24 protein-coding genes and 1 tRNA gene are annotated in these 22,567 nt (G+C 70.5%); 13 read left to right on the top strand and 12 right to left on the bottom strand.

What is annotated here, in order from left to right; all coding sequences use genetic code 11:
* Nucleotides 1-85: 85 nt before the first annotated feature.
* Nucleotides 86-853 carry a DUF5324 family protein gene (locus tag PV350_RS09545; protein WP_499512876.1) on the bottom strand — a complete coding sequence of 256 codons (768 nt, stop codon included), beginning with the start codon at nt 851-853 and terminating at the stop codon, nt 86-88.
* 218 nt (nt 854-1,071) lie between these two features.
* Between PV350_RS09545 and PV350_RS09540 the strand changes: the two genes are divergently transcribed.
* A complete protein-coding gene (locus PV350_RS09540; RefSeq protein ID WP_499516890.1) occupies nt 1,072-1,599 on the top strand; it encodes a peptidylprolyl isomerase in 528 nt (175 codons plus the stop codon).
* A gap of 71 nt (nt 1,600-1,670) precedes the next feature.
* Nucleotides 1,671-2,525, top strand: coding sequence for a rhomboid family intramembrane serine protease (locus tag PV350_RS09535; RefSeq protein WP_499512875.1), 855 nt, complete (start codon nt 1,671-1,673; stop codon nt 2,523-2,525).
* Between the two features lie 241 nt (nt 2,526-2,766).
* Here the strand turns inward: PV350_RS09535 and crgA are convergent, their stop codons facing one another.
* Nucleotides 2,767-3,021 (bottom strand): cell division protein CrgA, encoded by a 255-nt coding sequence (crgA, locus tag PV350_RS09530; protein WP_089229113.1) that lies wholly within the window; start codon nt 3,019-3,021, stop codon nt 2,767-2,769.
* Nucleotides 3,022-3,157: 136 nt separating this feature from the next.
* On the opposite strand from crgA, the gene PV350_RS09525 reads away from it, so the two are divergent.
* The 6 genes from PV350_RS09525 (at nt 3,158) to PV350_RS09500 (ending at nt 7,737) form a co-directional block, all read left to right on the top strand.
* Nucleotides 3,158-3,925, top strand: coding sequence for a DUF881 domain-containing protein (locus PV350_RS09525; protein WP_499512874.1), 768 nt, complete (start codon nt 3,158-3,160; stop codon nt 3,923-3,925).
* Between the two features lie 2 nt (nt 3,926-3,927).
* Complete coding sequence (locus tag PV350_RS09520) at nt 3,928-4,647, top strand: class E sortase (protein ID WP_499512873.1); 720 nt, start codon at nt 3,928-3,930, stop codon at nt 4,645-4,647.
* A 41-nt stretch (nt 4,648-4,688) separates the two neighbouring features.
* On the top strand, nt 4,689-4,865 hold the full coding sequence (locus tag PV350_RS09515) for a hypothetical protein (protein ID WP_499512872.1): 177 nt from the start codon (nt 4,689-4,691) through the stop codon (nt 4,863-4,865).
* Nucleotides 4,862-5,497, top strand: coding sequence for an aminodeoxychorismate/anthranilate synthase component II (locus PV350_RS09510; protein ID WP_354792929.1), 636 nt, complete (start codon nt 4,862-4,864; stop codon nt 5,495-5,497). The genes PV350_RS09515 and PV350_RS09510 overlap by 4 nt, the downstream gene beginning before the upstream one ends.
* Nucleotides 5,498-5,501: 4 nt before the next feature.
* On the top strand, nt 5,502-6,980 hold the full coding sequence (locus PV350_RS09505) for a class E sortase (RefSeq protein WP_499512871.1): 1,479 nt from the start codon (nt 5,502-5,504) through the stop codon (nt 6,978-6,980).
* Nucleotides 6,981-7,050: 70 nt separating this feature from the next.
* Entirely contained in the window at nt 7,051-7,737 is a 687-nt protein-coding gene (locus tag PV350_RS09500) for a class E sortase (protein ID WP_499516889.1), read from the top strand.
* A gap of 93 nt (nt 7,738-7,830) precedes the next feature.
* On the opposite strand, the gene pknB is transcribed toward PV350_RS09500, so the two are convergent.
* The 6 genes from pknB to PV350_RS09470 all read right to left on the bottom strand — a co-directional run bounded on the left by pknB (nt 7,831) and on the right by PV350_RS09470 (nt 15,827).
* Nucleotides 7,831-9,810 (bottom strand): Stk1 family PASTA domain-containing Ser/Thr kinase, encoded by a 1,980-nt coding sequence (gene pknB / locus PV350_RS09495; RefSeq protein ID WP_500333368.1) that lies wholly within the window; start codon nt 9,808-9,810, stop codon nt 7,831-7,833.
* A gap of 151 nt (nt 9,811-9,961) precedes the next feature.
* The gene (locus tag PV350_RS09490) at nt 9,962-11,425 is read right to left on the bottom strand and encodes a peptidoglycan D,D-transpeptidase FtsI family protein (RefSeq protein WP_500333367.1); all 1,464 of its coding nucleotides are present in this window, start codon (nt 11,423-11,425) and stop codon (nt 9,962-9,964) included.
* Nucleotides 11,422-12,810, bottom strand: coding sequence for an FtsW/RodA/SpoVE family cell cycle protein (locus tag PV350_RS09485; protein WP_499512868.1), 1,389 nt, complete (start codon nt 12,808-12,810; stop codon nt 11,422-11,424). Before PV350_RS09485 ends, PV350_RS09490 begins: the two co-directional genes overlap by 4 nt.
* A gap of 25 nt (nt 12,811-12,835) precedes the next feature.
* A complete protein-coding gene (locus PV350_RS09480; protein ID WP_500333378.1) occupies nt 12,836-14,386 on the bottom strand; it encodes a PP2C family protein-serine/threonine phosphatase in 1,551 nt (516 codons plus the stop codon).
* 57 nt (nt 14,387-14,443) lie between these two features.
* Nucleotides 14,444-14,965, bottom strand: a complete 522-nt coding sequence (locus PV350_RS09475; protein WP_499512867.1) for an FHA domain-containing protein — start codon at nt 14,963-14,965, stop codon at nt 14,444-14,446.
* Between the two features lie 10 nt (nt 14,966-14,975).
* Nucleotides 14,976-15,827: an FHA domain-containing protein gene (locus PV350_RS09470; RefSeq protein WP_500333366.1), complete on the bottom strand. Its 852-nt coding sequence runs from the start codon at nt 15,825-15,827 to the stop codon at nt 14,976-14,978.
* Nucleotides 15,828-16,191: 364 nt separating this feature from the next.
* Between PV350_RS09470 and PV350_RS09465 the strand changes: the two genes are divergently transcribed.
* The 3 genes from PV350_RS09465 to PV350_RS09455 all read left to right on the top strand — a co-directional run bounded on the left by PV350_RS09465 (nt 16,192) and on the right by PV350_RS09455 (nt 17,772).
* Nucleotides 16,192-16,275, top strand: a tRNA-Leu gene (locus tag PV350_RS09465).
* 250 nt (nt 16,276-16,525) lie between these two features.
* Nucleotides 16,526-17,464, top strand: coding sequence for a hypothetical protein (locus PV350_RS09460; RefSeq protein ID WP_500333365.1), 939 nt, complete (start codon nt 16,526-16,528; stop codon nt 17,462-17,464).
* A complete protein-coding gene (locus PV350_RS09455) occupies nt 17,461-17,772 on the top strand; it encodes an FG-GAP repeat protein (protein WP_500333364.1) in 312 nt (103 codons plus the stop codon). The genes PV350_RS09460 and PV350_RS09455 overlap by 4 nt, the downstream gene beginning before the upstream one ends.
* Before the next feature lie 22 nt (nt 17,773-17,794).
* On the opposite strand, the gene PV350_RS09450 is transcribed toward PV350_RS09455, so the two are convergent.
* Complete coding sequence (locus tag PV350_RS09450) at nt 17,795-18,316, bottom strand: MarR family winged helix-turn-helix transcriptional regulator (RefSeq protein ID WP_499512863.1); 522 nt, start codon at nt 18,314-18,316, stop codon at nt 17,795-17,797.
* A 160-nt stretch (nt 18,317-18,476) separates the two neighbouring features.
* On the opposite strand from PV350_RS09450, the gene PV350_RS09445 reads away from it, so the two are divergent.
* Nucleotides 18,477-19,052 (top strand): TerD family protein, encoded by a 576-nt coding sequence (locus PV350_RS09445; RefSeq protein ID WP_431959002.1) that lies wholly within the window; start codon nt 18,477-18,479, stop codon nt 19,050-19,052.
* 107 nt (nt 19,053-19,159) lie between these two features.
* Here the strand turns inward: PV350_RS09445 and PV350_RS09440 are convergent, their stop codons facing one another.
* Entirely contained in the window at nt 19,160-19,774 is a 615-nt protein-coding gene (locus PV350_RS09440) for an FMN-dependent NADH-azoreductase (protein ID WP_500333363.1), read from the bottom strand.
* A gap of 114 nt (nt 19,775-19,888) precedes the next feature.
* Here PV350_RS09440 and PV350_RS09435 point away from each other — a divergent pair, with 114 nt between their 5' ends.
* On the top strand, nt 19,889-20,299 hold the full coding sequence (locus tag PV350_RS09435; RefSeq protein ID WP_500333362.1) for a winged helix-turn-helix transcriptional regulator: 411 nt from the start codon (nt 19,889-19,891) through the stop codon (nt 20,297-20,299).
* A 7-nt stretch (nt 20,300-20,306) separates the two neighbouring features.
* Here the strand turns inward: PV350_RS09435 and PV350_RS09430 are convergent, their stop codons facing one another.
* Nucleotides 20,307-20,744, bottom strand: a complete 438-nt coding sequence (locus PV350_RS09430; RefSeq protein ID WP_500333361.1) for a MarR family winged helix-turn-helix transcriptional regulator — start codon at nt 20,742-20,744, stop codon at nt 20,307-20,309.
* A gap of 55 nt (nt 20,745-20,799) precedes the next feature.
* Nucleotides 20,800-22,567 (bottom strand): ATP-binding SpoIIE family protein phosphatase (locus PV350_RS09425; protein WP_500333360.1); only part of this gene is annotated, 1,768 nt, incomplete at its 5' end.

The raw sequence follows: 22,567 nt of genomic DNA, 5'->3' as shown, positions 1-22,567 counted from the left end.
CGGCAGGAGGGCGGCGGGACCCGTCACGGGTCCGCCGCCCTCCTGCCGGTCGTGTCGCACCGCCTCCGGTGTCCGGGCCGTCACGTCACGGGCGGGAGTCCCCGCGGTCGCGGCGGTCGTCGGCGTCCGACTCCGCCTGCTTGGCCTGCACCTCCGGGTCGAGGGCGTCCACCGGCGAGCCGTCGACCTTGCCGAACGAGGCGTCGGCCCCGACGCCGCCGTTGAGGGAGGCGCGGTCGGCGACCTCGGTGGCGGGCGCGGGCTCCACCAGCCAGTCGGGGTTGGTCTGCTTGCTCCACCACTTCCACGCCGCGAAGCCGGCCCCGGCGACGAGACCCGCCAGCAGCAGGCCCTTGGCGAACCGCCCGTTGCGGGCCCGGCGCTCGCGGCGGCGCTCCAGCTTGCGGATGTCGTCCGCCGTGACGTGGCTGCGCAGCACGGCGACCGCGGCGGCGCTGCGGGCGGCCGCCTCCTCCGCGGCCGGGGCCGCGACGCTGCGCACGGTGGTCACCGCCTGGCCCATCCGCGGCGCCGTGAACTCCGCCGCCAGACGGGCGGTGTCACGGGTGCGCCGGGCCGCGGTCCCCACCTTCTGCTGGACGCCCGGCGGCACCGCCGCCAGGGCCTGGTCGAGACGCGCCGCCAGGTGCGCGTCGTACTGCGTCCGGGCCGCCGCGCGGGCCTGCCGCCCGGCCGCCGACACCCGCGGTGCCAGGTAGAGCCTGGCCTCGTCCGTGTAGTGTGCGGCGTTGAGCTTCGCTGTGTCGGCGTACGGCGCCACCACGTCCGCGGCGTGCCGCACGCTGACCCTCGTCCTCTCGGCTGCGTCGCGCACGCTGTCGATGCGGGTCACGAGAACCTCCTCCTCGGTGGCGTTCGGTTTTCGCCTTTCCACCCGGTTTGAAATCATGCCCGCCGCCGCGGGGTACGGCATGTGCGTACGGGCATCCGGGTCAAGGGGAGCCGTCACCGACGATGCCACCGGATGACCTGGGGCGCGACAGTTGCGTGCGGGAAGGCGTGACGTGCGAGGATTTGCCCCTGTCAGTGAGGACTATGGAAGGCAAGATCGTGGCCGAGCAGCTCTACGCCACCCTGAAGACCAACCACGGGGACATCACCGTCCGGCTGCTGCCGAACCACGCGCCCAAGACGGTCAAGAACTTCGTGGAGCTCGCGGAGGGGACCCGTGAGTGGACGGACCCGCACACCGGCCGGACCTCCCACGAGCACCTCTACGACGGCACGGTCTTCCACCGGGTCATCTCCGGCTTCATGATCCAGGGCGGCGACCCGCTGGGCAACGGCACCGGCGGCCCCGGCTACCAGTTCCCCGACGAGTTCCACCCGGACCTCGGTTTCACCAAGCCCTACCTCCTGGCCATGGCGAACGCCGGCCCGGGCACCAACGGCTCGCAGTTCTTCATCACGGTCGCCCCGACGGCGTGGCTCACCCGCAAGCACACCATCTTCGGCGAGGTCACCGACCCCGCCAGCCAGAAGGTCGTGGACTCCATCGCGACCGCCCCCACCAACCCGCGCACCGAGCGTCCGCTGGAGGACGTGGTGATCCAGAGCGTCGTGATCGAGCGTCGCTAGGGTCCCGGGAACCCGAACGCCCCGCCCGTGCGTATGACGGGCGGGGCGATTCCGCTGCGAAGGGCTGACACATGACCGACCAGGCCGTCCGCTGCTACCGGCACCCGGACCGGGAGACCGGCATCCGCTGCTCCCGCTGCGAGCGGCCGATCTGTCCGGAGTGCATGATCAACGCGTCCGTGGGCTTCCACTGCCCGGAGTGCGTGCGGGAGGGGCGTCGTGCGGCCCAGGCCGCCGAACCCCGCACGGTGGCGGGCGGTTCGGTCGCCGGGGACCCCCGGCTGGTCACCAAGATCCTGATCGGGCTGAACCTGCTGGTGTTCCTGCTCGCCAGGGTCGAGGGCAAGCAGTTCGTCACCGAGCTGGGGCTCTTCGTCCCGTGCTACGCCCCCGGCACCGCGTTGTGCGGCGTGGCGGGCGGACCCGGCGAGTGGTACCGGCTGGTGAGCTCGATGTTCCTCCACCAGGAGATCGCGCACATCGCCTTCAACATGCTCTCGCTGTGGTGGATCGGCGGTCCGCTGGAGACCCTGCTCGGCCGGGCCCGCTACACCGCGCTCTACCTGGTCGCGGGGCTGGGGGGCAGCGCGCTGGTGGTGCTGCTGGCCCCGGAGACCCTGACCCTGGGTGCCTCGGGCGCGATCTACGGACTCTTCGGCGCCACGGCCGTCTTCGTGAAGCGGCTGCGGATGGACATGCGGCCCGTCCTGATCCTGCTCGGGCTGAACCTGCTGTTCACCTTCACCTGGGGGAACATCAGCTGGGAGGCGCACATCGGCGGTCTCGTCACCGGGGCGATCATCGCCGTCGCGATGGCGTACGCGCCGCGCTCGCGCCGGGCGCTGGTCCAGTGGGGGACGTGCGTGGCGATGCTGGCCGCCGTGGCGGTCACGGTGTGGGCCGGGGTCGCGAATATCTCCGGCTAGGCCGTAACGCGCACCGTTGATCAGACGTTATCCACAGAGAGGCGGAGGCCTCCTGTGCATCCTGTGGGCAAGCCGTGCACGTGCCCCTACACACCGTGTCTGACCTGCAAGATCAACGAAAGACCGGTGGTCCGTACATCGGACCACCGGTCACACCGGTGTCAACCGGCTGGCGGTTATCCACAGATCATGCGACCTTTTCAACACTGTGGATGACGCCTGTGGATAACTGTGCGATCTGCTACTTCCACTGTGTGGACACGACGAACCCGCCCGCGATGAAGCCGAAGCCGACGGCGATGTTCCAGTTGCCCAGCTGCTCGATCGGGAAGCTGCCCTGCGTCACGTAGAAGACCACGATCCAGGCCAGGCCGACGAGGAACAGTGCCAGCATGAGCGGAGCCACCCAGCCGCGGCCGGACTTCAGCTTTATGGGGGTGGTCTTCTCCGGGGGCGGAGTGAAGTCGGCCTTCTTGCGGATCCGTGACTTCGGCACGAGGGACTCTCCTGTCGATGCGCTGCGTAACCGCGCGTGTGACGTCTTGTATGAGCGGCCCGACGGCAGGGGGGCCCACGCCTCCGGGCGTCCGTTAGCGTAGTGCTTCCGCGGGTTGGAAGGAGATAAGGCTACGGTGAGCAATCCGGTGGACGCCTCCCCGGGCCCCCGATCCGCCCGGTCTGTGGTGCTTCGCGTGCTCAGCGCCGGGGTCTTCGCGATGGCCGGTCTGCTGTTCTGGATGAGTTTCGACACCGCCAAGGGCCTGGACATCCGCACCGACGACCCGCTGCTGCGCCTGTCGGACCGTGTCCAGGAGAAGAGCCGGCAGAACGAGCAGCTGGAGAACGAGCTCGCCGGGGTGCGCGAGGACGTCGACGGACTCGCCCACACCGACAGCGGCGTCAGCGACGCCACCCGCAGGGAGCTGGCGCGGCTCGGCGCCGAGGCCGGCACCCTCAAGCTCACCGGTCCCGCCGTCTCCGTCACCCTGAACGACGCGCCGCCGGACGCGACGGCGCTCGTCCCGGGCGTGCCGAATCCGCAGCCGAACGACCTCGTCATCCACCAGCAGGACCTGCAGGCCGTGGTCAACGCCCTGTGGGCGGGCGGCGCGTCCGGCATCAAGGTGATGGACCAGCGGCTGATCTCCACCAGCGCGGTGCGCTGCGTCGGCAACACGCTCATCCTGCAGGGCCGCGTCTACTCCCCGCCGTACACCATCACGGCCGTCGGCGACCAGGAGAAGCTGCACAAGGCGCTCGACGCCAGCCCCGCGATCCAGAACTACCTGCAGTACGTCCAGGCCTACGGGCTCGGCTGGAAGGTCGAGGACGAACGACGGGTGACTCTTCCCGGCTACTCCGGCACAGTGGACCTGCAGTACGCCAAGCCTGTGGGGTGATCATGCGCCTGGTGGTGCGGACGCTGAGCGAAATGTGCATCACCGTGGGCGCGCTGATCGTGCTCTTCGTCTGCTACGTGCTGTTCTGGACCGGCGTACGGGCGGACCGCGCGATGGACGGGGAGATCGACCGGCTGCAGGACCGCTGGGCGACCGGGCCGGTCGCCGCGGCCGACCCGTCCCCCGGGGGCACGGGCGCTGCCACCCCCTCGGCGTCCCCTTCCCCGTCGGGGCCGGCCGCGGCGCCCTACCGGGACGGCACGGCCTTCGCGGTGATGTACGTCCCGCGGCTGGGCCGTTCCTGGCACAAGCCCGTGCTGGAGGGGACGGGCACCGGCACCCTGAAGAAGGGCCTCGGCCACTACGCGGACACCGCCCGCCTCGGCGCCGTGGGCAACTTCGCCGTCGCCGGCCACCGCCGCACCTACGGCGACCCGTTCAAGGACTTCCCCAGGCTGCGCAAGGGCGACGAGGTCGTCCTGACCGACGGGCGCACCTGGTACACCTACGAGATCGACCGCGCACCCTACCGCACGGTCCCCACCGACGTCGCTGTGATCGATCCCGTCCCGGAGAAGTCCGGGTACACCGTTCCCGGCCGCTACCTGACCCTGACCACCTGCGATCCCGAGTGGGGCCACAGCCACCGGCTCATCACCTGGGGGCACCTGGAATCCACACGGCCTGTGGAGGACGGTATGCCGGAGGGTTTGTCGGGCTAATCTTGGGCGAGGCACGGGCACGGAGGGCAGGAAGGCGGCGCATGTACGGCTGGATCTGGCGGCATCTGCCGGGCAACGTGTGGCTGAAGGCACTCATCTCGCTGGTGCTGGTCCTCGCCACCGTCTACGTGCTCTTCCAGTACGTCTTCCCCTGGGCGGAGCCGCTGCTGCCGTTCGGGGACGTGACCGTCGACGAGGGGATGGCAGCCGTCAGATGAGCGCACGCATCCTCGTCGTCGACAACTACGACAGCTTCGTCTTCAACCTGGTCCAGTACCTGTACCAATTGGGCGCCGAGTGCGAAGTGCTCCGCAACGACCAGGTGGAGCTCGCCCACGCCCAGGACGGCTTCGACGGCGTCCTGCTCTCCCCCGGGCCCGGCACCCCAGAGGAGGCCGGTGTCTGCGTCGACATGGTGCGCCACTGCGCCGCCACCGACGTCCCGGTCTTCGGGGTCTGCCTCGGACTGCAGTCCATGGCGGTGGCGTACGGCGGTGTGGTGGACCGGGCGCCGGAGCTGCTGCACGGCAAGACCTCCCTGGTGACCCACGAGGGCCGCGGGGTCTTCGCGGGGCTGCCGACGCCGTTCACCGCGACCCGCTACCACTCGCTGGCGGTGGAACGGGACACGGTGCCGGAGGAGTTGGAGATCACCTCCTGGACGGAGAACGGCATCATCATGGGACTGCGGCACCGCAGCGCCCGGGTGGAGGGCGTCCAGTTCCATCCCGAGTCGGTGCTCACCGAATGGGGGCACCGGATGCTCGCCAACTGGCTGGTGGAATGCGGCGACAAGGGCGCCGTCGAGCGTTCCGCGGGCCTCGCGCCTGTGGTCGGAACCAGGGCGTGACTGCGTGACCGCGCATCGGCACTTCGGTGACACCGCCGAATTCGCCGCCGTGGTGGAGCAGTTGGCCGACCCGCTCAACGACCCGCTGCCCAGCACCGGGCGCCGCGCGGCCCGCCCCGCCCAGGAGTCCGGCACGGACTCCGGCGCAGACTCTGGTGCGGAGCCCGCCGCGGCGCCGCCTGCGCCGCCCCCCACGACGCGGCCCGCGACCGCGCAGCCGGTCACCCCCCAGGCCACGGTGCCGGGTCAGCAGGTGTACGAGCAGGGGCAGGGACAAGGGCAGGAGCAGGGGTACTACGGGTCCACGAGGCCCGCCTACGAGCCGCAGCCGGCCGACCCGTGGCCGTCCCGGCCGTCGTCCGCGCCGGACCCCGAGGAGCCGCCCGAGCCGCGCCCCCGGCACGGAGGGCCGGCCGAGCAGCCGTACGCCGAGGGGTTCAGGGCCGTCCGGCGTCCGCTCACCGACGCGGAGCGTGCCGCCGCGCGGCGCCGGGTCGCGGGCGCGCCCGGCGACACCATGGCGATGCCCGTGGTGACCGGGGCCGAGCCGGAGCGCGAGCCGGAGCAGGACCGGGAGGAGATCCCGCAGCCGCCCTCCGGCGTCCCGGCGCCCGAGGGCGGTGGACGTGCGGCCCGCCGGAAAGCGGCCCAGGAGGCCGCACGACGCGGCGGCAGGGGACGGAGGCGTTCCGGTACCCCCGAGGCCCCCCAGGCCGCCACAGGGGCCGTCACGGCCCCCATGGCGTCGACGCCGGCCGCACCCAGGTCCCGCATGGAGGCCCGGCGCGCCGCGCGCGCGGCCAAGGAGAGCCCCGCGGTGATCGCCAGCCGGGTGGCCGGCGAGGTGTTCATCACCCTGGGCGTGCTGATGCTGCTCTTCGTCACCTACCAGTTGTGGTGGACCAACGTCCTCGCCCACCAGCAGGCCGGCGGCGCCGCCAACAACCTGCAGAAGCAGTGGCAAGGCGAGAAGGACCCGGCCCCCGACCCCGGCGCCTTCTCGCCCGGGCAGGGCTTCGCGATCATGTACATCCCGAAGCTGGACGTGAAGGCGCCCATCGCCGAGGGCGTCGACAAGCACAAGGTGCTCGACAAGGGCATGATCGGCCACTACTCCGGCGACCTGGAGACGGCCATGCCCTGGGACAAGCAGGGCAACTTCGCCCTCGCCGCCCATCGCAACAGCCACGGCGAACCGTTCCGCTACGTCAACAAACTGGTGGCGGGGGACAAGGTCGTGGTCGAGACGGAGAGCACGTACTACACGTACGAGATCACGAGCACGCTGCCCTCGACCCCGCCCTCCAACATCTCGGTGATCAAGCCGGTCCCCGACGGATCCGGCTTCACCAAGCCCGGCCGCTACATCACACTGACCACGTGCACACCGGAGTTCACCAGCAAGTTCCGGTTGATCGTCTGGGGCAAGATGGTCGAGGAATGGCCGCGCAGCAAGGGCAAGCCGCCCGCCTTGGTCGGCTGAGCCAGGTACGGACGTACAAAGATCGGGGCAAGTGGTGACGACCACCCAGCACGACCGCGCCCGGGAAGCCGTGCCCGACCGGCACCGGCTCTCGTGGTTCGCCGCCACCGTCAGCCTGATCGGTGAACTCCTCATCACCGCGGGCGTGATCCTCGGGCTCTTCGTCGTCTACTCCCTCTGGTGGACCAACGTCCTCGCCGACCGCGCCGCCAAGCACGAGGGCGACGCCATCAGGCGACAGTGGGCCGACAGCGCCCCGGGCAAGCTCGACACCAAGGGCGGCATCGGCTTCCTCCACGTCCCCGCCATGGGCAGGAACTACGAGGTCCTGGTGAAGAAGGGCACCTCCACGAAGGTGCTCAACGAGGGTGTCGCCGGCTACTACACCGAGCCCGTCGAGTCCGCCATGCCCGGGGACAAGCAGGGCAACTTCACGCTCGCCGCGCACCGGGACGGCCACGGCGCCAAGTTCCACAACATCGACAAGATCAAGAACGGCGACCCGGTCGTCTTCGAGAACCGCGACACCTGGTACGTCTACAAGGTCTACAAGGTGCTCCCCGAGACCTCGAAGTACAACGTCGAGGTCATCGACCAGATCCCGAAGGAGAGCGGCAAGAAGAAGGCCGGCCGCTACCTCACGCTCACCACCTGCACCCCGGTCTACACCTCGCGCGACCGCTACATCGTGTGGGCCGAACTCGTCCGCACCCAGAAGGTGGACGCGAAGCGGACGCCTCCGGCGGAGCTGGGCTGACGCGCAGGAGCCGCCAGCACGGGCAGGGGACGCAAACGGAAGGGGCCGCGGACGTGATGTCCGCGGCCCCTTCCGTTTCCGGTGCGTTCGGCGTCAGCCGCCGTTGCCTCCGTTGATGAAGCCTCCGCCGCCGTTCTGGTCCCGGGCGAAGATCGTCAGGGTGTCACCCGGCTTCATCTGGGTGCCCTGCTGCGGGACCTGGCCCTGAACGATGGCGTTCCCGTCCTGCGACGAGCCGGGCGCGAACGCCAGCGTCACGCCGAATTCCTGCGCGATGCCGCTGACCTGCGTGACCGTCATGTTCTGCAGGTTGGGGATCGCGTTGGTGGACGGCGGCTTGGCGACGAACAGGGTGACCGTCTCGCCCGCCTTGATCGTGCTTCCGGCCGTCGGGTCGGTCCGGATGACCGTGCCCTGGGCGTGGTCGGCGGACTCCTCCTGGGTGACGGTCACCTTCAGGCCGTCGGCTTGGAGGATCTGAGTGGCCTCCGCCTGGGTCTTGTTGCTCACGTCCTTGATCGTGACCTCTTCGGGCGCCACGGCCACGGTGAGCGTGATCGTCGAGCCCTTGTCCCGCTTCGAGCCGCTCTTGGGGTCCTGCTTGAGGACCGTGCCCTCTTCCTCGTTGGAGGTCTTGGACTGCTTGTCGACCTCGAAGCCCTTGTCCTTCAGCTCCGCCTCGGCGTCCTCGAAGGAGTCACCGGTGACGTCCGGGACCTCGACCTTCTCGGCGCCCTTGGAGAGCTGCAGGGTGACGCTCTGGTCCTTGGGGATCTTGCTGTCGACCTTGGCCGACTGCTGGCAGACGTGGTCCTTGGGCTGGTCGGCGCAGAACATCGCCTCACCGAAGGTGATGGTGATCCCGCCGTTCGAGGCCCGGTCCTGGGCCTCCGACTTGGTGTCGCCGACGAACTGCGGGACGGACACCGTGTCGTTGCCGCTGCCGTTCCCGGAGAACAGCGCCTTGCCCATGAAGATCGCGCCGATCAGGACCAGGACGGCGGCGACGACCAGCAGGATCGTGGACGTGTTGCTCTTCTTCGGCTTGCGCCGGCCGTTGCCCTGGGGCTGGTCGTAGCCGTAGCCGCCGTCGTCCTCGCGCATGGGCGGCAGCATCGAGGTGCCGGCGTCCTGCTGGGGCGGTAGGGCCGTGGTGGGGGCGTCGTTGCCGTAGCCGCCGTAACCGCCGCCGTTGTAGCCGACGGCGCCCAGGGCGACCGTGGCGGCGACGGGCTGGCCGTCGAGGCAGGCCTCGATGTCGGCGCGCATCTCGTCGGCGGACTGGTACCGGTAGTCCGGGTCCTTGGTCAGCGCCTTGAGCACGATGGCGTCCATCGAGGGCGTGACCTCGGGGTCGTAGACGCTCGGCGGCTGCGGCTCCTCGCGCACGTGCTGGTACGCCACCGCGACCGGGGAGTCGCCGACGAAGGGCGGCCGTACGGTGAGCAGCTCGTAGAGCAGGCAGCCGGCGGAGTACAGGTCGGAGCGCGCGTCGACGGTCTCGCCCTTGGCCTGCTCCGGGGAGAGGTACTGGGCGGTGCCGATCACGGCCGCGGTCTGCGTCATGGTCATGCCGGAGTCGCCCATGGCGCGGGCGATGCCGAAGTCCATGACCTTGACCTGGCCGTTCCGGGTCAGCATCACGTTCGCGGGCTTGATGTCGCGGTGCACGATGCCGGACCGGTGGCTGTACTCCAGGGCCTGGAGGATGCCGATGGTCATCTCCAGCGAACGCTCCGGCAGGAGCTTCCGCCCGGAGTGGAGCAGCTCACGCAGGGTGGAGCCGTCCACGTACTCCATGACGATGTACGGGATGGAGACCCCGTCGACGTAGTCCTCGCCGGTGTCGTAGACCGCGACGATCGACGGGTGGTTCAGCGAGGCGGCCGACTGGGCCTCACGGCGGAACCGGGCCTGGAAGGACGGATCGCGGGCGAGGTCCACCCGGAGCGTCTTCACGGCGACGGTGCGGCCGAGCCGGGTGTCATGGGCGATGTACACCTCGGCCATGCCACCGCGGCCGAGCACCGAGCCCAGCTCGTACCGGCCGCCGAGGCGACGCGGCTCTTCCATAGCGCTTGCCCTTCCTAAACCGTCCGTGTGGCTGCTCGGGCATACCGTACCCGCCGCCGCGTGCCGATCCCGGCCCTCGCCGGTAGCCGATACACGACCGGTATCGCGACGTGCGACATAGCGCACATCCATGGATACGGTGTGACCGGCATCACTTGTTCAGCACGGCCTCCATGACGCTCTTGGCGATCGGCGCGGCGAAGCCGCCACCGGAGATGTCGCCGCGGTTCGCGCTGGCGTCCTCGACCACGACGGCGACGGCCACCGGGGAGCCGCTGTCCGTCTTCGCGTATGAGATGAACCATGCGTAAGGCTTCTCACTGTTGTCGACGCCGTGCTGGGCGGTACCGGTCTTGCCACCGACCGTGACGCCCGGGATCTGGGCGTTGGTGCCGGTGCCCGACTGCACGACGGTCTCCATCATCTGCTGGAGCTTCTGCGCGTTCTCCGCGCTGAGCGGCTGCGAGAGCTCCTCGGGGCTGACGCTGTCCACGAGCTTGTTGTTCGAGCCGCGGAGCTCGCTCACCATGTACGGCTTCATCAGCTTGCCGTCGTTGGCGATCGCCGAGGCCACCATCGCCATCTGCAGCGGGGTGGCGGCGGTCTCGAACTGGCCGATGGACGACAGTGCCGTCTGCGGCCTGTCCATCTTGGTGGAGAAGTTGCTGGCCGCCACGCGGACCGGGACGAACTGCTCCTCGTTGAAGCCGAACTTCTCGGCCTCCTCGACCATCTTGTCGCGGCCGAGGGTCGCACCGAGCTTGCCGAAGACGGAGTTGCACGAGACCCGCAGCGCCTCCCTCAGGGAGACGTTCTTGCAGGCGATGCCGCCCTCGTTCTTCAGCTCCTGGTTGTTGGTGTCCGGGAGGATGTACGGCACCTCGGAGTCGGTCGGCTCGTCGATGTCGTCGTACAGCCCGTCCTGCAGCGCCGCGGCCGCCGTGACGACCTTGAACGTGGAGCCCGGCGGGTAGGTCTGCCGGAGCGCCCGGTTCAGCATCGGGTCGTCGGGGTTGTTCTTCTTCTGCAGGGCGTTCCAGGCCTCGCTGTCCTTCTGCGAGTTGCCGGCGAAGGAGGAGGGGTCGTACGAAGGCGTGCTCGCCAGGGCCAGGATGGCCCCGGTCTTCGGGTTGATGGCCGCGACCGCGCCCTTCTTGTTGCCCAGGCCCTCGAAGGCCGCCTTCTGGGCGGCGCCGTTGAGGGTCGTGACGACGTCCCCGCCCTGCTTCTGCCTGCCGGACAGCACGTCGACGGTGCGGGTGAAGAAGAGCCGGTCGTCGTCACCGGTGAGGATCTTGTCCTCGACGCCCTGGAGCAGGGTCGTCCCGAAGGCCTGCGAGGCGTAGCCGGTGACCGGCGCCCACATCTTCCCGTTCTTGAAGGTGGCCTTGTACCTGAAGTCGCTGCCCGTGGTCTCGGTGTGGCCGGTGATCGCCTTGCCGTCGACGAGTATGTCGCCGCGCGGCGTCGCGTACTGGTTGATCGTGACCCGTCGGTTGTTCGCGTCGTTCTTGAGCTCGTCGGCCTGCACGAACTGGATGTAGTTCACCCTGACGAGCAGGGCGAGCACGAGCAGTCCGCAGAAGATGGCGACTCGGCGCAGGGGCTTGTTCACTGGGTCCGCACCACCTGGGTCGGTTCGGCATCGGGGGACGAGGCGGGGGTCGGCGCCGGGCGGCGCGCGGTGTCGCTGATTCTCAGCAGGATGGCCACCAGGGCCCAGTTGGCGATCACCGAGGAACCGCCCTGTGCCAGGAACGGCATGGTCATGCCGGTCAGCGGGATGAGCCCGGTGACACCGCCGGCCACGACGAACACCTGGAGCGCGAAGGCCCCGGACAGGCCGATCGCCAGCAGCTTGCCGAAGGGGTCACGGGCGGCCAGCGCGGTGCGGGCGCCGCGCTCCACCAGGAGTGCGTAGAGCAGCAGGATGCCCATCAGGCCCGCCAGGCCCAGTTCCTCGCCGACGGTGGCCAGGATGTAGTCGCTCTTGGCCGCGAAGCCGATGAGCCGGGAGTAGCCCTGGCCGAGACCCGATCCGAACAGGCCGCCGGAGCCGAAGGCCCACATGGCCTGCGCGGGCTGGCTGGCGCCCTGGCCGGCCTCGACGGTGCGGAACGGGTTGAGCCAGTCCTCCACACGGCTGTGGACGTGCGACTCGAAGCTGCCGACGACCACCGCACCGCCCACGGACAGCAGCAGACCGAACACGATCCAGCTGGTGCGCTCGGTGGCGACGTACAGCATGATCACGAAGAGGCCGAAGAAGAGCAGCGAGGTGCCCAGGTCGGTCTCGAAGACCAGGATGAGGATGCTGAGGGCCCAGATCACCAGGATCGGGCCGAGGTCACGGCCGCGGGGCAGGTACATCCCCATGAACCGGCGGCTGGCGAGCGCGAGCGCGTCCCGCTTGACCATCAGGTAGCCCGCGAAGAACACCGCGATGATGATCTTCACGAACTCACCGGGCTGGATGGACATGCCGGCGATGGTGATCCAGATCCGCGCGCCGTAGACCGGCGGGAAGAACACCGGGAGGATCAGCAGGACCAGCGCCACGACCATCGAGATGTAGGTGTAGCGCTGCAGGATGCGGTGGTCCTTGAGGAAGACCAGGACGCCGAGGAAGAGCGCGACGCCCAGCGTCGACCACATCAGCTGCGTCGGCGCGGAGGAACCGCCGGGGAGCGTGGGCTCCTGGTCCAGCCGCCAGATGAACACCAGGCCCATGCCGTTCAGCAGGGTGGCGATCGGCAGCATCAGGGGGTCCGCGTAGGGGGCGAACTTGCGGACGACCAGGTGCGCGACGAGGGCGATGGCGCCGAGGCCGAGGCCGTACGCGAGCATGCCGGCGGGCAGGGTGCCCTTCTTCGCCAGCCCGACGTTCGCGTACGCGAAGACCGGGATCAGGACCGCGAAGACCAGGAGCGCGAGCTCCGTGTTGCGGCGGCTCGGTGCGCCGACGGATGTGATGGTCGTGGTGTTCGTGACAACGCTCATGCTGGACTGACGCCCCTCCTGCTCACTAGCTGCCGCTGGGGCACTGTTGGGCCAGCGACTGGTCCTCGTCGGAGAGGGTGGGGCTGGTCGACGGGCTGCTGGAGGGGGTCGTGTTGGGCTTGGGGGAGCCGGACGCGTCGGGGGACGGGCTGCCGGTGGTCTTGCCGGTGGCGGTGTCCGCGCCCTTCTGCGCGTCCTTCCTGGCCTTCTCGGCCGCGGCGGCCTTGGACTTGTCGATGGCTTCCTTGGTCTGGCAGACCTTCGCCTGGTGCTCGAGCTCGTCCGCGGTCCGGCGTGCGTCGCCGAGTCCGCTGGCGGCGATCGTGGCCGTGACGTACTTGCGCTGGTTCTGCGGTAGGTACTTGAGTTCGATACCGGGGCGGTCCTCGTGGACCTTCGACAGGTTGACCCAGGCCAGCTTCTGCTCGATGCCCTGGTAGATCGCCGCGTGGTCGCCCTTGACGCCGACGTAGTACTGCGTCTGGGTCCAGCGGTACGCGCCGTACAGGCCGCCGCCGATGACACCGAGGACGACCAGCAGGATCAGCGAGCGCTTGAGCCACCGGCCGCGCTTGCGGGGCTTGCTCAGCTCCTCGTCCTCGAACGCGCCGAAGCCGTCCACGGGGGCGCTGACCTGCGGGTTCCCGCTGCCGGGGGGACCGAAGGCGCCGTCGGGTGCCGGCGGACGGCCGAGCTCGGAGGCGCGGCCGGCCGGGGTCTGCAGATGCCGCGGGTCGGACAGCGGCGAGTGGTGCCGGCTGTCGGCGACGGCGCCCACGACGACGGGGGTGTCGTGCAGCTGCGCGGCCAGGGTGTCGCCGTCGTCGATGTCCAGGACGTCGGCGACGATGCAGGTGATGTTGTCGGGGCCGCCGCCGCGCAGGGCGAGCTGGATCAGCTCCTGCACGGTCTCGGCGGGCGCCTGGTACCCGGCGAGGGTGTCCTCGAGGGTCTGGTGGCTGACGACGCCGGACAGGCCGTCGGAGCAGATCAGGTAGCGGTCGCCGGCCCGGACCTCGCGGACCGACAGGTCGGGCTCGACCTGGCCGCGGCCGTCCAGGGCGCGCATCAGCAGCGAGCGCTGCGGGTGCGTGCCGGCCTCCTCCTCGGTGATCCGGCCCTCGTCGACGAGCCGCTGCACCCAGGTGTGGTCCTGGGTGATCTGGGTGAGCACACCGTCGCGCAGCAGGTACGCACGGGAGTCGCCGACGTGCACCAGGCCGAGCCGCTGGCCGGTCCAGAGCAGGGCGGTGAGCGTGGTGCCCATGCCCTCCAGCTGGGGGTCCTCCTCGACCATGACGCGCAGCTGGTCGTTGGCACGCTGCACGGCGACGGCGAGGGAGGTGAGGATGTCCGAGCCGGGGACGTCGTCGTCGAGCGGGACGAGGGTGGAGATGACCTCGGAGGAGGCGACCTCACCGGCGGCCTGGCCGCCCATGCCGTCGGCGATGGCGAGCAGCCGCGGGCCGGCGTAGCCGGAGTCCTCGTTGCCCTCCCGGATCATTCCCTTGTGAGAGCCGGCGGCGAAGCGCAGCGACAGAGTCATGCGCACCTCGCCCGTCGGCTCCGGGTACATCCGCACGCTGCCCACCCTCTCGCTCGCGCTCGCTGGCTGTGCTCGCCCATTGTGCGACTACTTCCGCAGCTCGATGACGGTCTTGCCGATGCGGATCGGGGCACCGAGCGGGATCGGGGTCGGCGTGGTGAGCCGGTTCCGGTCCATGAAGGTGCCGTTGGTGGATCCCAGGTCCTCGACGATCCAGTTGCCGTCGCGGTCCGGGTAGATCCTGGCATGGCGGCTGGACGCGTAGTCGTCGTCGAGCACGATCGTGGAATCGTGGGCCCGGCCCAGGGTGATCGTCTGTCCCTGGAGCGCGACCGTGGTGCCCGCGAGCGAGCCCTCGGAGACCACCAGCTTGGTGGGGGCGCCGCGCCGGGCCCGGTTGTTGTTGTTCTGCTGCTGGCGGCCCTGCGCGGGCTGCGCCTGCTGGCGCTGCTGCGGCGGACGCGACTGGGCCTCGCGGCGCCCGGCCGCGCGCTGGGTCACCCGCGTGCCGAACAGGTCGCTGCGGATGACCTGCACGGCCACGATGACGAACAGCCACAGTACGGCGAGGAAACCCAACCGCATGACCGTCAGGGTCAGCTCTGACATTGCCCCCGCTTCACCCTTCGGCTTGCCGGTACACGATGGTGGTACTGCCCACGACGATCCGTGAACCGTCGCGGAGCGTAGCGCGCTGGGTGTGCTGTCCGTCCACCACGATGCCGTTCGTCGACCCGAGGTCCACGACCGTCGAGGGCGATCCCGCCCTGATCTCGCAGTGGCGGCGGGACACACCGGGGTCGTCCACCCGGACGTCGGCCTCGGTGCTGCGGCCGAGCACGAGGGTCGGACGGGAGATCTGGTGGCGCGTGCCGTTGATCTCGATCCAGCGGCGTACGTTCATGCCGGCGCCACCGGGGGCCGTGGGGCCGCTCCCGGGGAGCCTGGTGACCGGCGCGGCGCCGGGCGGCGGACCGGCCGGCATCGGCGGCGGGCCCGCGGGGCGCTGCGGGGCCTGCGGCGGGTAGCCGTAGCCACCGCGGCCGGCGGGGGGCTGTTGTTGCTGCTGCTGCTGGTACTGCTGCTGTTGCGACTCGCTGGAGGCGAGGGTGCGGCTGCGCACCCGGTACAGGCCGGTGTCGAGGTCGTCGGCCTTCTCCAGGTTCACCTTGATGTTGCCCATGAAGGTGTAGCGCTGCTGCTTGGCGTAGTCGCGCACCATGCCGGCGAGCTCCTCGCCGAGCTGGACGGCGTACGGGCTCAGCCGCTCGTAGTCGGAGGTGCTGAGCTCGACGATGAAGTCGTTGGGGACCACGGTGCGGTCCCGGTTCCAGATCGTCGCGTTGTTGTCGCACTCGCGCTGCAGGGCACCCGCGATCTCCACGGGCTGTACCTCGGACTTGAACACCTTGGCGAAGGTGCCGTTCACGAAGCCCTCGAGACGCTGCTCGAACTTCTTGAGTACTCCCACGGTGCACCTCCCTCCTCGAGGTCCTGCGGTTGCGCACGGCGGTCCGCCGTGGTCTTCCGGTCCGATCCTTCCGGTACTGCTTACTGATCGTATCCACGCACTGGGAAAACCGCTGGTTCCCCGGTCGGTCCCACGGGACCGGTGTCAACAGTGCCATGGTCCGCGGCCGCTCCCCCACAGGGATGGTAGAGGCGGCTCATGCCAGTGTCCCGCAACAGAGGACGGTTCCCCTCGCTCGGGGGTGCCCCGAAACGGATGTGATTCCACCCTGAGCAGCGTGCTAATGTTCTCCGTGTCGGAAGGGGCTGACGCACCGGACGGGGAAGACCCCAAGGTGTGAACGGACCCGGAAGACAACACCCATGCGCGGGTGGCGGAATAGGCAGACGCGCTGGATTCAGGTTCCAGTGCCCGAAAGGGCGTGGGGGTTCAACTCCCCCCTCGCGCACACAGTGGAGACGGGTCTCCGACCGTGACGAAAGTCGCAGTCGGGGGCCCGTTTCTCGTGCTCCGCGTCCTGCGTCCGGGAGTGACGCAGGCCACGCGACGGCCACGCCTCCCGGCGTTGCGGGTCTAGTGCGGTCCGTTCGTGGAGAGTTCATCTCCCGCCCCTACCCTCTCAGGCGTCTCACTGTGCACACAGGAGGGGAATCAGGGAGGGGAAGACTCGAACGGGGCGCGTCACGACGGCAGTTGCCGTGGCGGCCGCCGCGGTGGCCGGGGGCAAGGACGGCGCGGGCGCGGTCGTCGTCCTCTACGGCTCCAAGAGCGGGGTGTCCACTACGCGCAAGGCCGTCATCACGCAGAACACCGCGGGCGTCCCGGACAGCGCGGAGACCGAGGACCTGTTCGGTGCCTCCACCGCCTACGCGGACCTGGACGAGGACGGCTACAGCGACCTGCTCGTCGGTACGCCCTGGGAGGACCTGGGCACGACGAAGAACGCGGGCACCGTCACCGTCCTGTGGGGCGGCAAGAAGGGGTTGGCCGCGGCGAGCGCCCTGCCGGTGCCCCGGGTCTCCGAGGGCCGGTACGGGATGGACGTGGCCGCGCTGCGTGACAGCCGCGGCGCACGGGTGCTGGCCGGCGGTTACGACGGCTCGGTGGAGTTCGGGGGCACCTTCAAGCGGAACGGCTCGGTCGGCGTGAAGTCGCTGAACGCGGACACGCCCTCGGTCGCGGGCGTCGAGCTCGCCGACCTGCAGCGCGACGGGTACGCCGACCGCATCGTGACGTCGGTCCGGGTCGGCGGCCAGAGCGGCGGCCTGGTCTACGTCAACCCGGAAGGGGGTCGCGGTCCGCTGGCCGGGGACGGCACGACCACCGCCGTCGGGGACGTCAACGGCGACGGTTACAACGACCTCGTCGTGGGCGACCCGGACGAGCCCGAGGCGGGGACCAGTGGTCACCTGGGCGGAGAGATCGCCCTCTGGTACGGCAGCAGGAACGGTTTTGCGGCCGCACCGGTACGGATGAGCCAGAACACCCCCGGCGTCGCGGGCGCCTCGGCGAAGGACAACGAGTTCGGCAGCTCCGTGGCCGTCGCCGACCTCAACAAGGACGGTCTCGGTGACATCGTGATCGGCGTGCCGGGCCAGAAGCAGAACAACAAGGCCGTGCCGGGGTCGTCGTGGTGATCCCTGGCAAGAAGACGGGCGCGCTCGGCTCCGGCTCGTACGCGTTGTCCCAGGAGACCCCGTCGGTGCCCGGCACGTCGGAGCCCGCTGACGGGTTCGGCACCACACTGGCGCTCGGCGACCTCAACAAGGACGGTCACCCCGATGTGATCGTCGGCGGCGAGGGCGAGGACCGCTTCCGCGGCGCGGTGTGGGTCCTGCCCGGCACGTCCACCAGGCCCACCGGCAAGGGCAGCGTGGAGCTGACCGCCGCGAAGCTCGCGGTGGCCGGGGATCTCCCGCAGGTCGGCGGCTTCCAGCCGTCCTGACCGCCGCACACCGGCGGGAGGGTCACCAGCCGGCGTGATGTGCGTCGCGCTCGCCGACGGGGGGCTCGCCGCCGGCCTCGGCGAAGGCCTGGAGGGCCTGGACGAGGTGGCGTCGTTGTCCTGCGGGCATCGCGTCGACGATGCGGGCGATCTCGGCCCGGCGGCGCTCCGTGACGTCGTTCACGGTGCGCCGCCCGGTCGCGGTCAGCGAGATGACGGTCGTGCGCCGGTCGGTGGGGGAGGCGTCGCGCGTGACCATGTCGATGGCCACGAGGCGGTCCAGCATCCGCAGCGCCGTGGAGGGCTGGACGCCCAGTTCGGCGGCGAGCTGTGAGAGGTTCAGCGCCCCGTGCGTCTCGAGGACGACCAGCATGCGCAGTTGCGGCAGGGTCAGTGCCTCCTCCACCGCGGCGAGCGAGCGGGCGGAGACCGCGACGAGGAGCCGGGACGCCGTCAGCAGGGCACCGACCATCTCCTCGGCGGTGCTCCCGGGGTCGTCGGCGCCGGAGGGGGAGTCGGACGGAGCGCGGGAGCCGGTGGCCATGGGTCCTTTCTACCGTTCCCACGCCCGCCGTACGGGCGTGTACGGCACTCAGGTGAACGGGTGCGGCGCCGGGAACCCGCGGCCCCGGAGAGCCGTTGAGCGATTGGGCAAAGGAATCGTCAAGGGGCGCGGCCCGCGCCGGAATGAGCAGGGAGATCCCATGGGTGTCAGCCTTTCCAAGGGCGGCAATGTCTCGCTGACGAAGGAGGCCCCGGGACTGACCGCGGTCACCGTCGGTCTGGGCTGGGACGTCCGTACGACCACCGGCACCGACTTCGACCTCGACGCGAGCGCGCTCCTGGTCAACGCCGAGAGCAAGGTGGTCTCGGACAAGCACTTCGTGTTCTTCAACAACCTGAAGAGCCCGGAGGGCTCGGTGGAGCACACCGGCGACAACCTCACCGGCGAGGGTGAGGGTGACGACGAGCAGGTGAAGGTGAACCTGGCCACCGTGCCGGCCGAGGTCGAGAAGATCGTCTTCCCGGTGTCGATCTACGACGCCGAGAGCCGCCAGCAGTCGTTCGGCCAGGTCCGCAACGCCTTCATCCGTGTGGTGAACCAGGCCGACAACAACGAGCTCGCCCGCTACGACCTCTCCGAGGACGCCTCCACCGAGACGGCGATGGTCTTCGGCGAGCTGTACCGCAACGGCGCCGAGTGGAAGTTCCGCGCCGTCGGCCAGGGCTACGCCTCGGGCCTGCGCGGCATCGCGCAGGACTTCGGCGTCAACCTGTGAGCGTGGGGTAGCCGTACGCCTGGGCGGCCGGGCACGTACGACGACGCAGGGGCCGCGTGGCGCACGCCACGCGGCCCCTGCGTGCGCCCGGGCGGCCGGGACGGGGGTCAGGCGACGCGCGCCGCGAGTTCCTTGGCCTTGGCGGTGGCCTGCTCGTGCGCCTTGGTGCGGGAGGCGTCGGAGGCCTCGACGAGGCCGGACATGGCCGGGACGACGCGGGCCAGGGTCAGCTCGGGGACGATGAACTCGACGTCGGTGATGCCGAGGCAGCCCTGCAGGACCTTCTCCAGGTAGTTGGTCACGAACTCGAAGTCCTCACGCGGGGTGCCGGGGCCGTAGCCGCCGCCGCGGCTGGCCACCACGACGACCGGGGTGTCCGCGGCGGAGGGCTGCTCGCCCGCGGTGCGGCCCAGGATGATCACCTGGTCGAGCCAGGCCTTGAGGGTGCTGGGGATCGAGAAGTTGTACATCGGCGCGCTGATCAGGAGGGCGTCGGCCCGTTCGAGTTCGTCGGCCAGCTCGTTGCGCAGCGGGTGCTCGGCACCGCCCACGTAGTGGGTCGCGTCGAGGTGCGGCACGGGCTCGGCGTTCAGGTCGCGGTAGATCACGACGCCGCCCGGGTGCTGGGCCTCCCATTCCTTGCGGAAGGAGTTCGCCACGTCACGGGACGCGGAGGTCTCGGAGGGCCAGATGGACGAGTCGAGGTGCAGCAGCGTGGGCATGGGGGTGCCTCCACTTCCGTAAAGTTCGGAGTGAAAAATTCGTGCGTTGCTATTGCTACCACAGGACCTTACTTTTCTGCAGCACGTAACGGCAAGCCGGGTACCCTTGTGGCCATGGGACAGGGGACTGAGCCGGCCGCGCACGACGCGGAGCCGTGCGCCAAGGTCGACGTCGGGCTGACCCGCGTCTTCGGGATCCTCGGCAAGCGCTGGAGCGGCCTGATCGTGGCCGTCCTCACGCAGCGGCCGGCGTACTTCGTCGAACTGCGCCGGGCCATCCCCAAGATCAGCGAACGGATGCTCTCCGACCGGCTCACGGAGCTGGCCGAGGCGGGCATCGTCGTCCGCGAGGTGGACCCCGGCCCGCCGCTGAGGGTGAGCTACCGCCTCACCGAAGCCGGTGAGGCGCTCGGTCCGGCCCTGGGGGAGCTGGGGGCGTGGGCGGAGAAGTACCTCCCCGACGGCGCCGCCGCCTGTACGGAGGGCGCGGAGGCCTGCGGCTCAGGGGCGGGGGCGACCGGCTGACGCCGGGTCAGGCCTGCTGCTCCGCGGCGTCGTTGTAGCGGGTCAGGTAGGCGGCGAAGCGTTCCAGGTCGGTGTCGTCCCAGTCCGCGAGCCTCCCGCACACGATGCGCCGTGCGGCGCGGTTCGCCTCTGCGAGCAGGGCCGCGCCCGCCGCGGTCGGCAGCAGCACCTGGACGCGGTGGTCGGCGGGCTCGGGGCGCCGCTCGACGAGGCCCAGCCGCTCCAGGGTGGCGACCTGGCGGCTGACCGTCGACTTGTCCAGCAGGAACGCCTGCGCGAGGTCCGTGGCCCGGCAGTCCCGGTGCTCGCTCATGTGGGCCAGCAGCGTGTACGCCACCAGGGACAGCTGTGGGTGCATACGGGCCACCGCGGTGCGTGCGCGGCGGGCGAACGCGGTCATCTCGCGGTGGATCGTCTCGACGGACGCGCCTTTGCCGGCCTGCATGCTTGTAGGTTACATCTGACCGGATCGGGGTGGTCCGATCCGGTTCGTCCCCGGGTCAGGCGGGCAGCGGCAGCTCGAACCAGACGACCTTGCCGACCGCCTTGCGGCTGGTGCCCCAGCGCCGGGAGAGGTTGCTGACCAGGGCCAGGCCGCGGCCTTCCTCGTCGTCGGCGTCCGCGCGGCGCAGCTGCGGCAGGTTGTGGTCGTCGTCGCTGACCTCGACCAGCAGCTTGCCGACCCGCATCAGCCGCAGCGACACCTCGTGCGAGGCGACCCGCAGCGCGTTGGTCACCAGCTCGCTGACCAGCAGCTCGGTCAGGTCGCTGACCCCCTCCAGCCCCCACCGCGCCAGCTGCTCACGGGTGAGCGCCCGTGCCCGCCGGACGTCGGAGAGGTCCATCGACAGCCGCCACTCGGCGACGTCCTCGGGCGGGATGCCCTGGAAGTTGGCGACCAGCAGCGCCACGTCGTCGCGACGGTCGTCGGAGTGGACACGGCTGAGGATCTGCTCGCAGACGTCCTCGGGGGTCTGCTGGGGCTCGATGACGTTGGAGCACAGCGCCGCCAGGCCCGCGTCTATCCCCTGACCGCGCACCTCCACCAGGCCGTCGGTGCACAGCACCAGCCAACTGCCGTCCGGTACCGGGATCTCGACCGTCTCGAAGGGCACGCCGCCGACGCCGATCGGGGCGCCCTTGGGGATCTGCAGCAGTTCGCTGCGGCCGTCGTGCCGGGCCAGCACCGGCGGGATGTGGCCGGCGTTGGCCAGGGTCAGGGTCCGGTGGATCGGGTCGTAGACCGCGTACACGCACGTCGCCAGGTGCTCGGCGCCGAGGCGGTGGGCGAGGTTGTCCAGGTGCCGCAGCAACTGCGCGGGCGGCAGGTCGAGCGCGGCCATCGTGATCACGGAGGTGCGGAACTGGCCCATCACGGCCGCCGACAGCAGACCGTGGCCCATCACGTCGCCGACGATCAGCGCCACGCGCCCGCCGGGCAGCTGGATGGCGTCGAACCAGTCGCCGCCGACCTGGGCCTGACGGTCACCGGGCATGTACCGGTGGGCGATCCGCACCCCGGGGATGCGGGGCGGGCGGGTCGGCATCATGCTGCGCTGCAGGGTCGCGGCGGCGCGCGACTCCAGGCGGTGCAGCCGGGCGTTGTCCAGGTGCACGGCGCCGCGGGCGGCGACCTCGGCGGCGGTCGCGGCGTCCTTGGCGTCGAAGGGGCGGCGGCCGGGGTGGCGCAGGAAGCACATTCGTCCCAGCACCGTGCCCCGTGCGGTGAGCGGTACGACGACCATCGACCGCTCGGGCAGTAACGGGCCGAGGCCGGGGACGCCCAGGTCGAGCGCGATGTCCCGGGCCAGTGCCGGGTCTATCACCGGCACGAGCAGCGGCTCGCCCAGCCGCGGGGTGGAGTCGGCGGGCAGCGGGATCAGTTCGCCCTCCGGCAGGGCGGCCGCCCACGGGCCGGGAGTGGTGTCGGTGTGGGCGACGGCGACCCGGCGCGCGATGATCGTGTCCCCGGTCAGGTCGTCCTTCGGCGGCTCGGCGTCGGAGAACAGCTGGTCGACGACGAGGACGGCGGCGAAGTCGGCGAAGCGCGGCACGGTGACGGCGCACAGCTCGCGGGCGGTCGTCGCCAGGTCGAGGGTCGTGCCGACCTTGGCCCCGGTCTCCCGGAGCAGGGCGAGTTGTTCGTCCAGCACGTGGCCCGGGGCGAGCGAGACGCTGGGTGCGGCCACCGGGACCAGTACCGGCGCCGCGACGTCGCCGCGGGGGCCGGGCAGCAGCTCCGGGTGCGCGGGCCGGGTGCGCCGGTAC

It is taken from the genome of Streptomyces sp. PA03-6a (assembly GCF_033792765.1).
Taxonomy (GTDB): domain Bacteria; phylum Actinomycetota; class Actinomycetes; order Streptomycetales; family Streptomycetaceae; genus Actinacidiphila.
Note: the sequence above shows the minus strand (reverse complement) of the source record. Positions and strands in the feature narration are given on the sequence as shown.

Bases quoted from the DNA above. Each gene is read 5' to 3' on its own strand.
- PV350_RS09535 (WP_499512875.1), top strand. From the start codon at position 1,671: ATGACCGACCAGGCCGTCCGCTGCTACCGGCACCCGGACCGGGAGACC.
- PV350_RS09520 (WP_499512873.1), top strand. From the start codon at position 3,928: ATGCGCCTGGTGGTGCGGACGCTGAGCGAAATGTGCATCACCGTGGGC.
- PV350_RS09515 (WP_499512872.1), top strand. From the start codon at position 4,689: ATGTACGGCTGGATCTGGCGGCATCTGCCGGGCAACGTGTGGCTGAAG.
- PV350_RS09510 (WP_354792929.1), top strand. From the start codon at position 4,862: ATGAGCGCACGCATCCTCGTCGTCGACAACTACGACAGCTTCGTCTTC.
- pknB (WP_500333368.1), bottom strand. From the start codon at position 9,810: ATGGAAGAGCCGCGTCGCCTCGGCGGCCGGTACGAGCTGGGCTCGGTG.
- PV350_RS09485 (WP_499512868.1), bottom strand. From the start codon at position 12,810: ATGAGCGTTGTCACGAACACCACGACCATCACATCCGTCGGCGCACCG.
- PV350_RS09480 (WP_500333378.1), bottom strand. From the start codon at position 14,386: ATGTACCCGGAGCCGACGGGCGAGGTGCGCATGACTCTGTCGCTGCGC.
- PV350_RS09475 (WP_499512867.1), bottom strand. From the start codon at position 14,965: ATGTCAGAGCTGACCCTGACGGTCATGCGGTTGGGTTTCCTCGCCGTA.
- PV350_RS09450 (WP_499512863.1), bottom strand. From the start codon at position 18,316: ATGGCCACCGGCTCCCGCGCTCCGTCCGACTCCCCCTCCGGCGCCGAC.
- PV350_RS09445 (WP_431959002.1), top strand. From the start codon at position 18,477: ATGGGTGTCAGCCTTTCCAAGGGCGGCAATGTCTCGCTGACGAAGGAG.
- PV350_RS09440 (WP_500333363.1), bottom strand. From the start codon at position 19,774: ATGCCCACGCTGCTGCACCTCGACTCGTCCATCTGGCCCTCCGAGACC.
- PV350_RS09435 (WP_500333362.1), top strand. From the start codon at position 19,889: ATGGGACAGGGGACTGAGCCGGCCGCGCACGACGCGGAGCCGTGCGCC.
- PV350_RS09430 (WP_500333361.1), bottom strand. From the start codon at position 20,744: ATGCAGGCCGGCAAAGGCGCGTCCGTCGAGACGATCCACCGCGAGATG.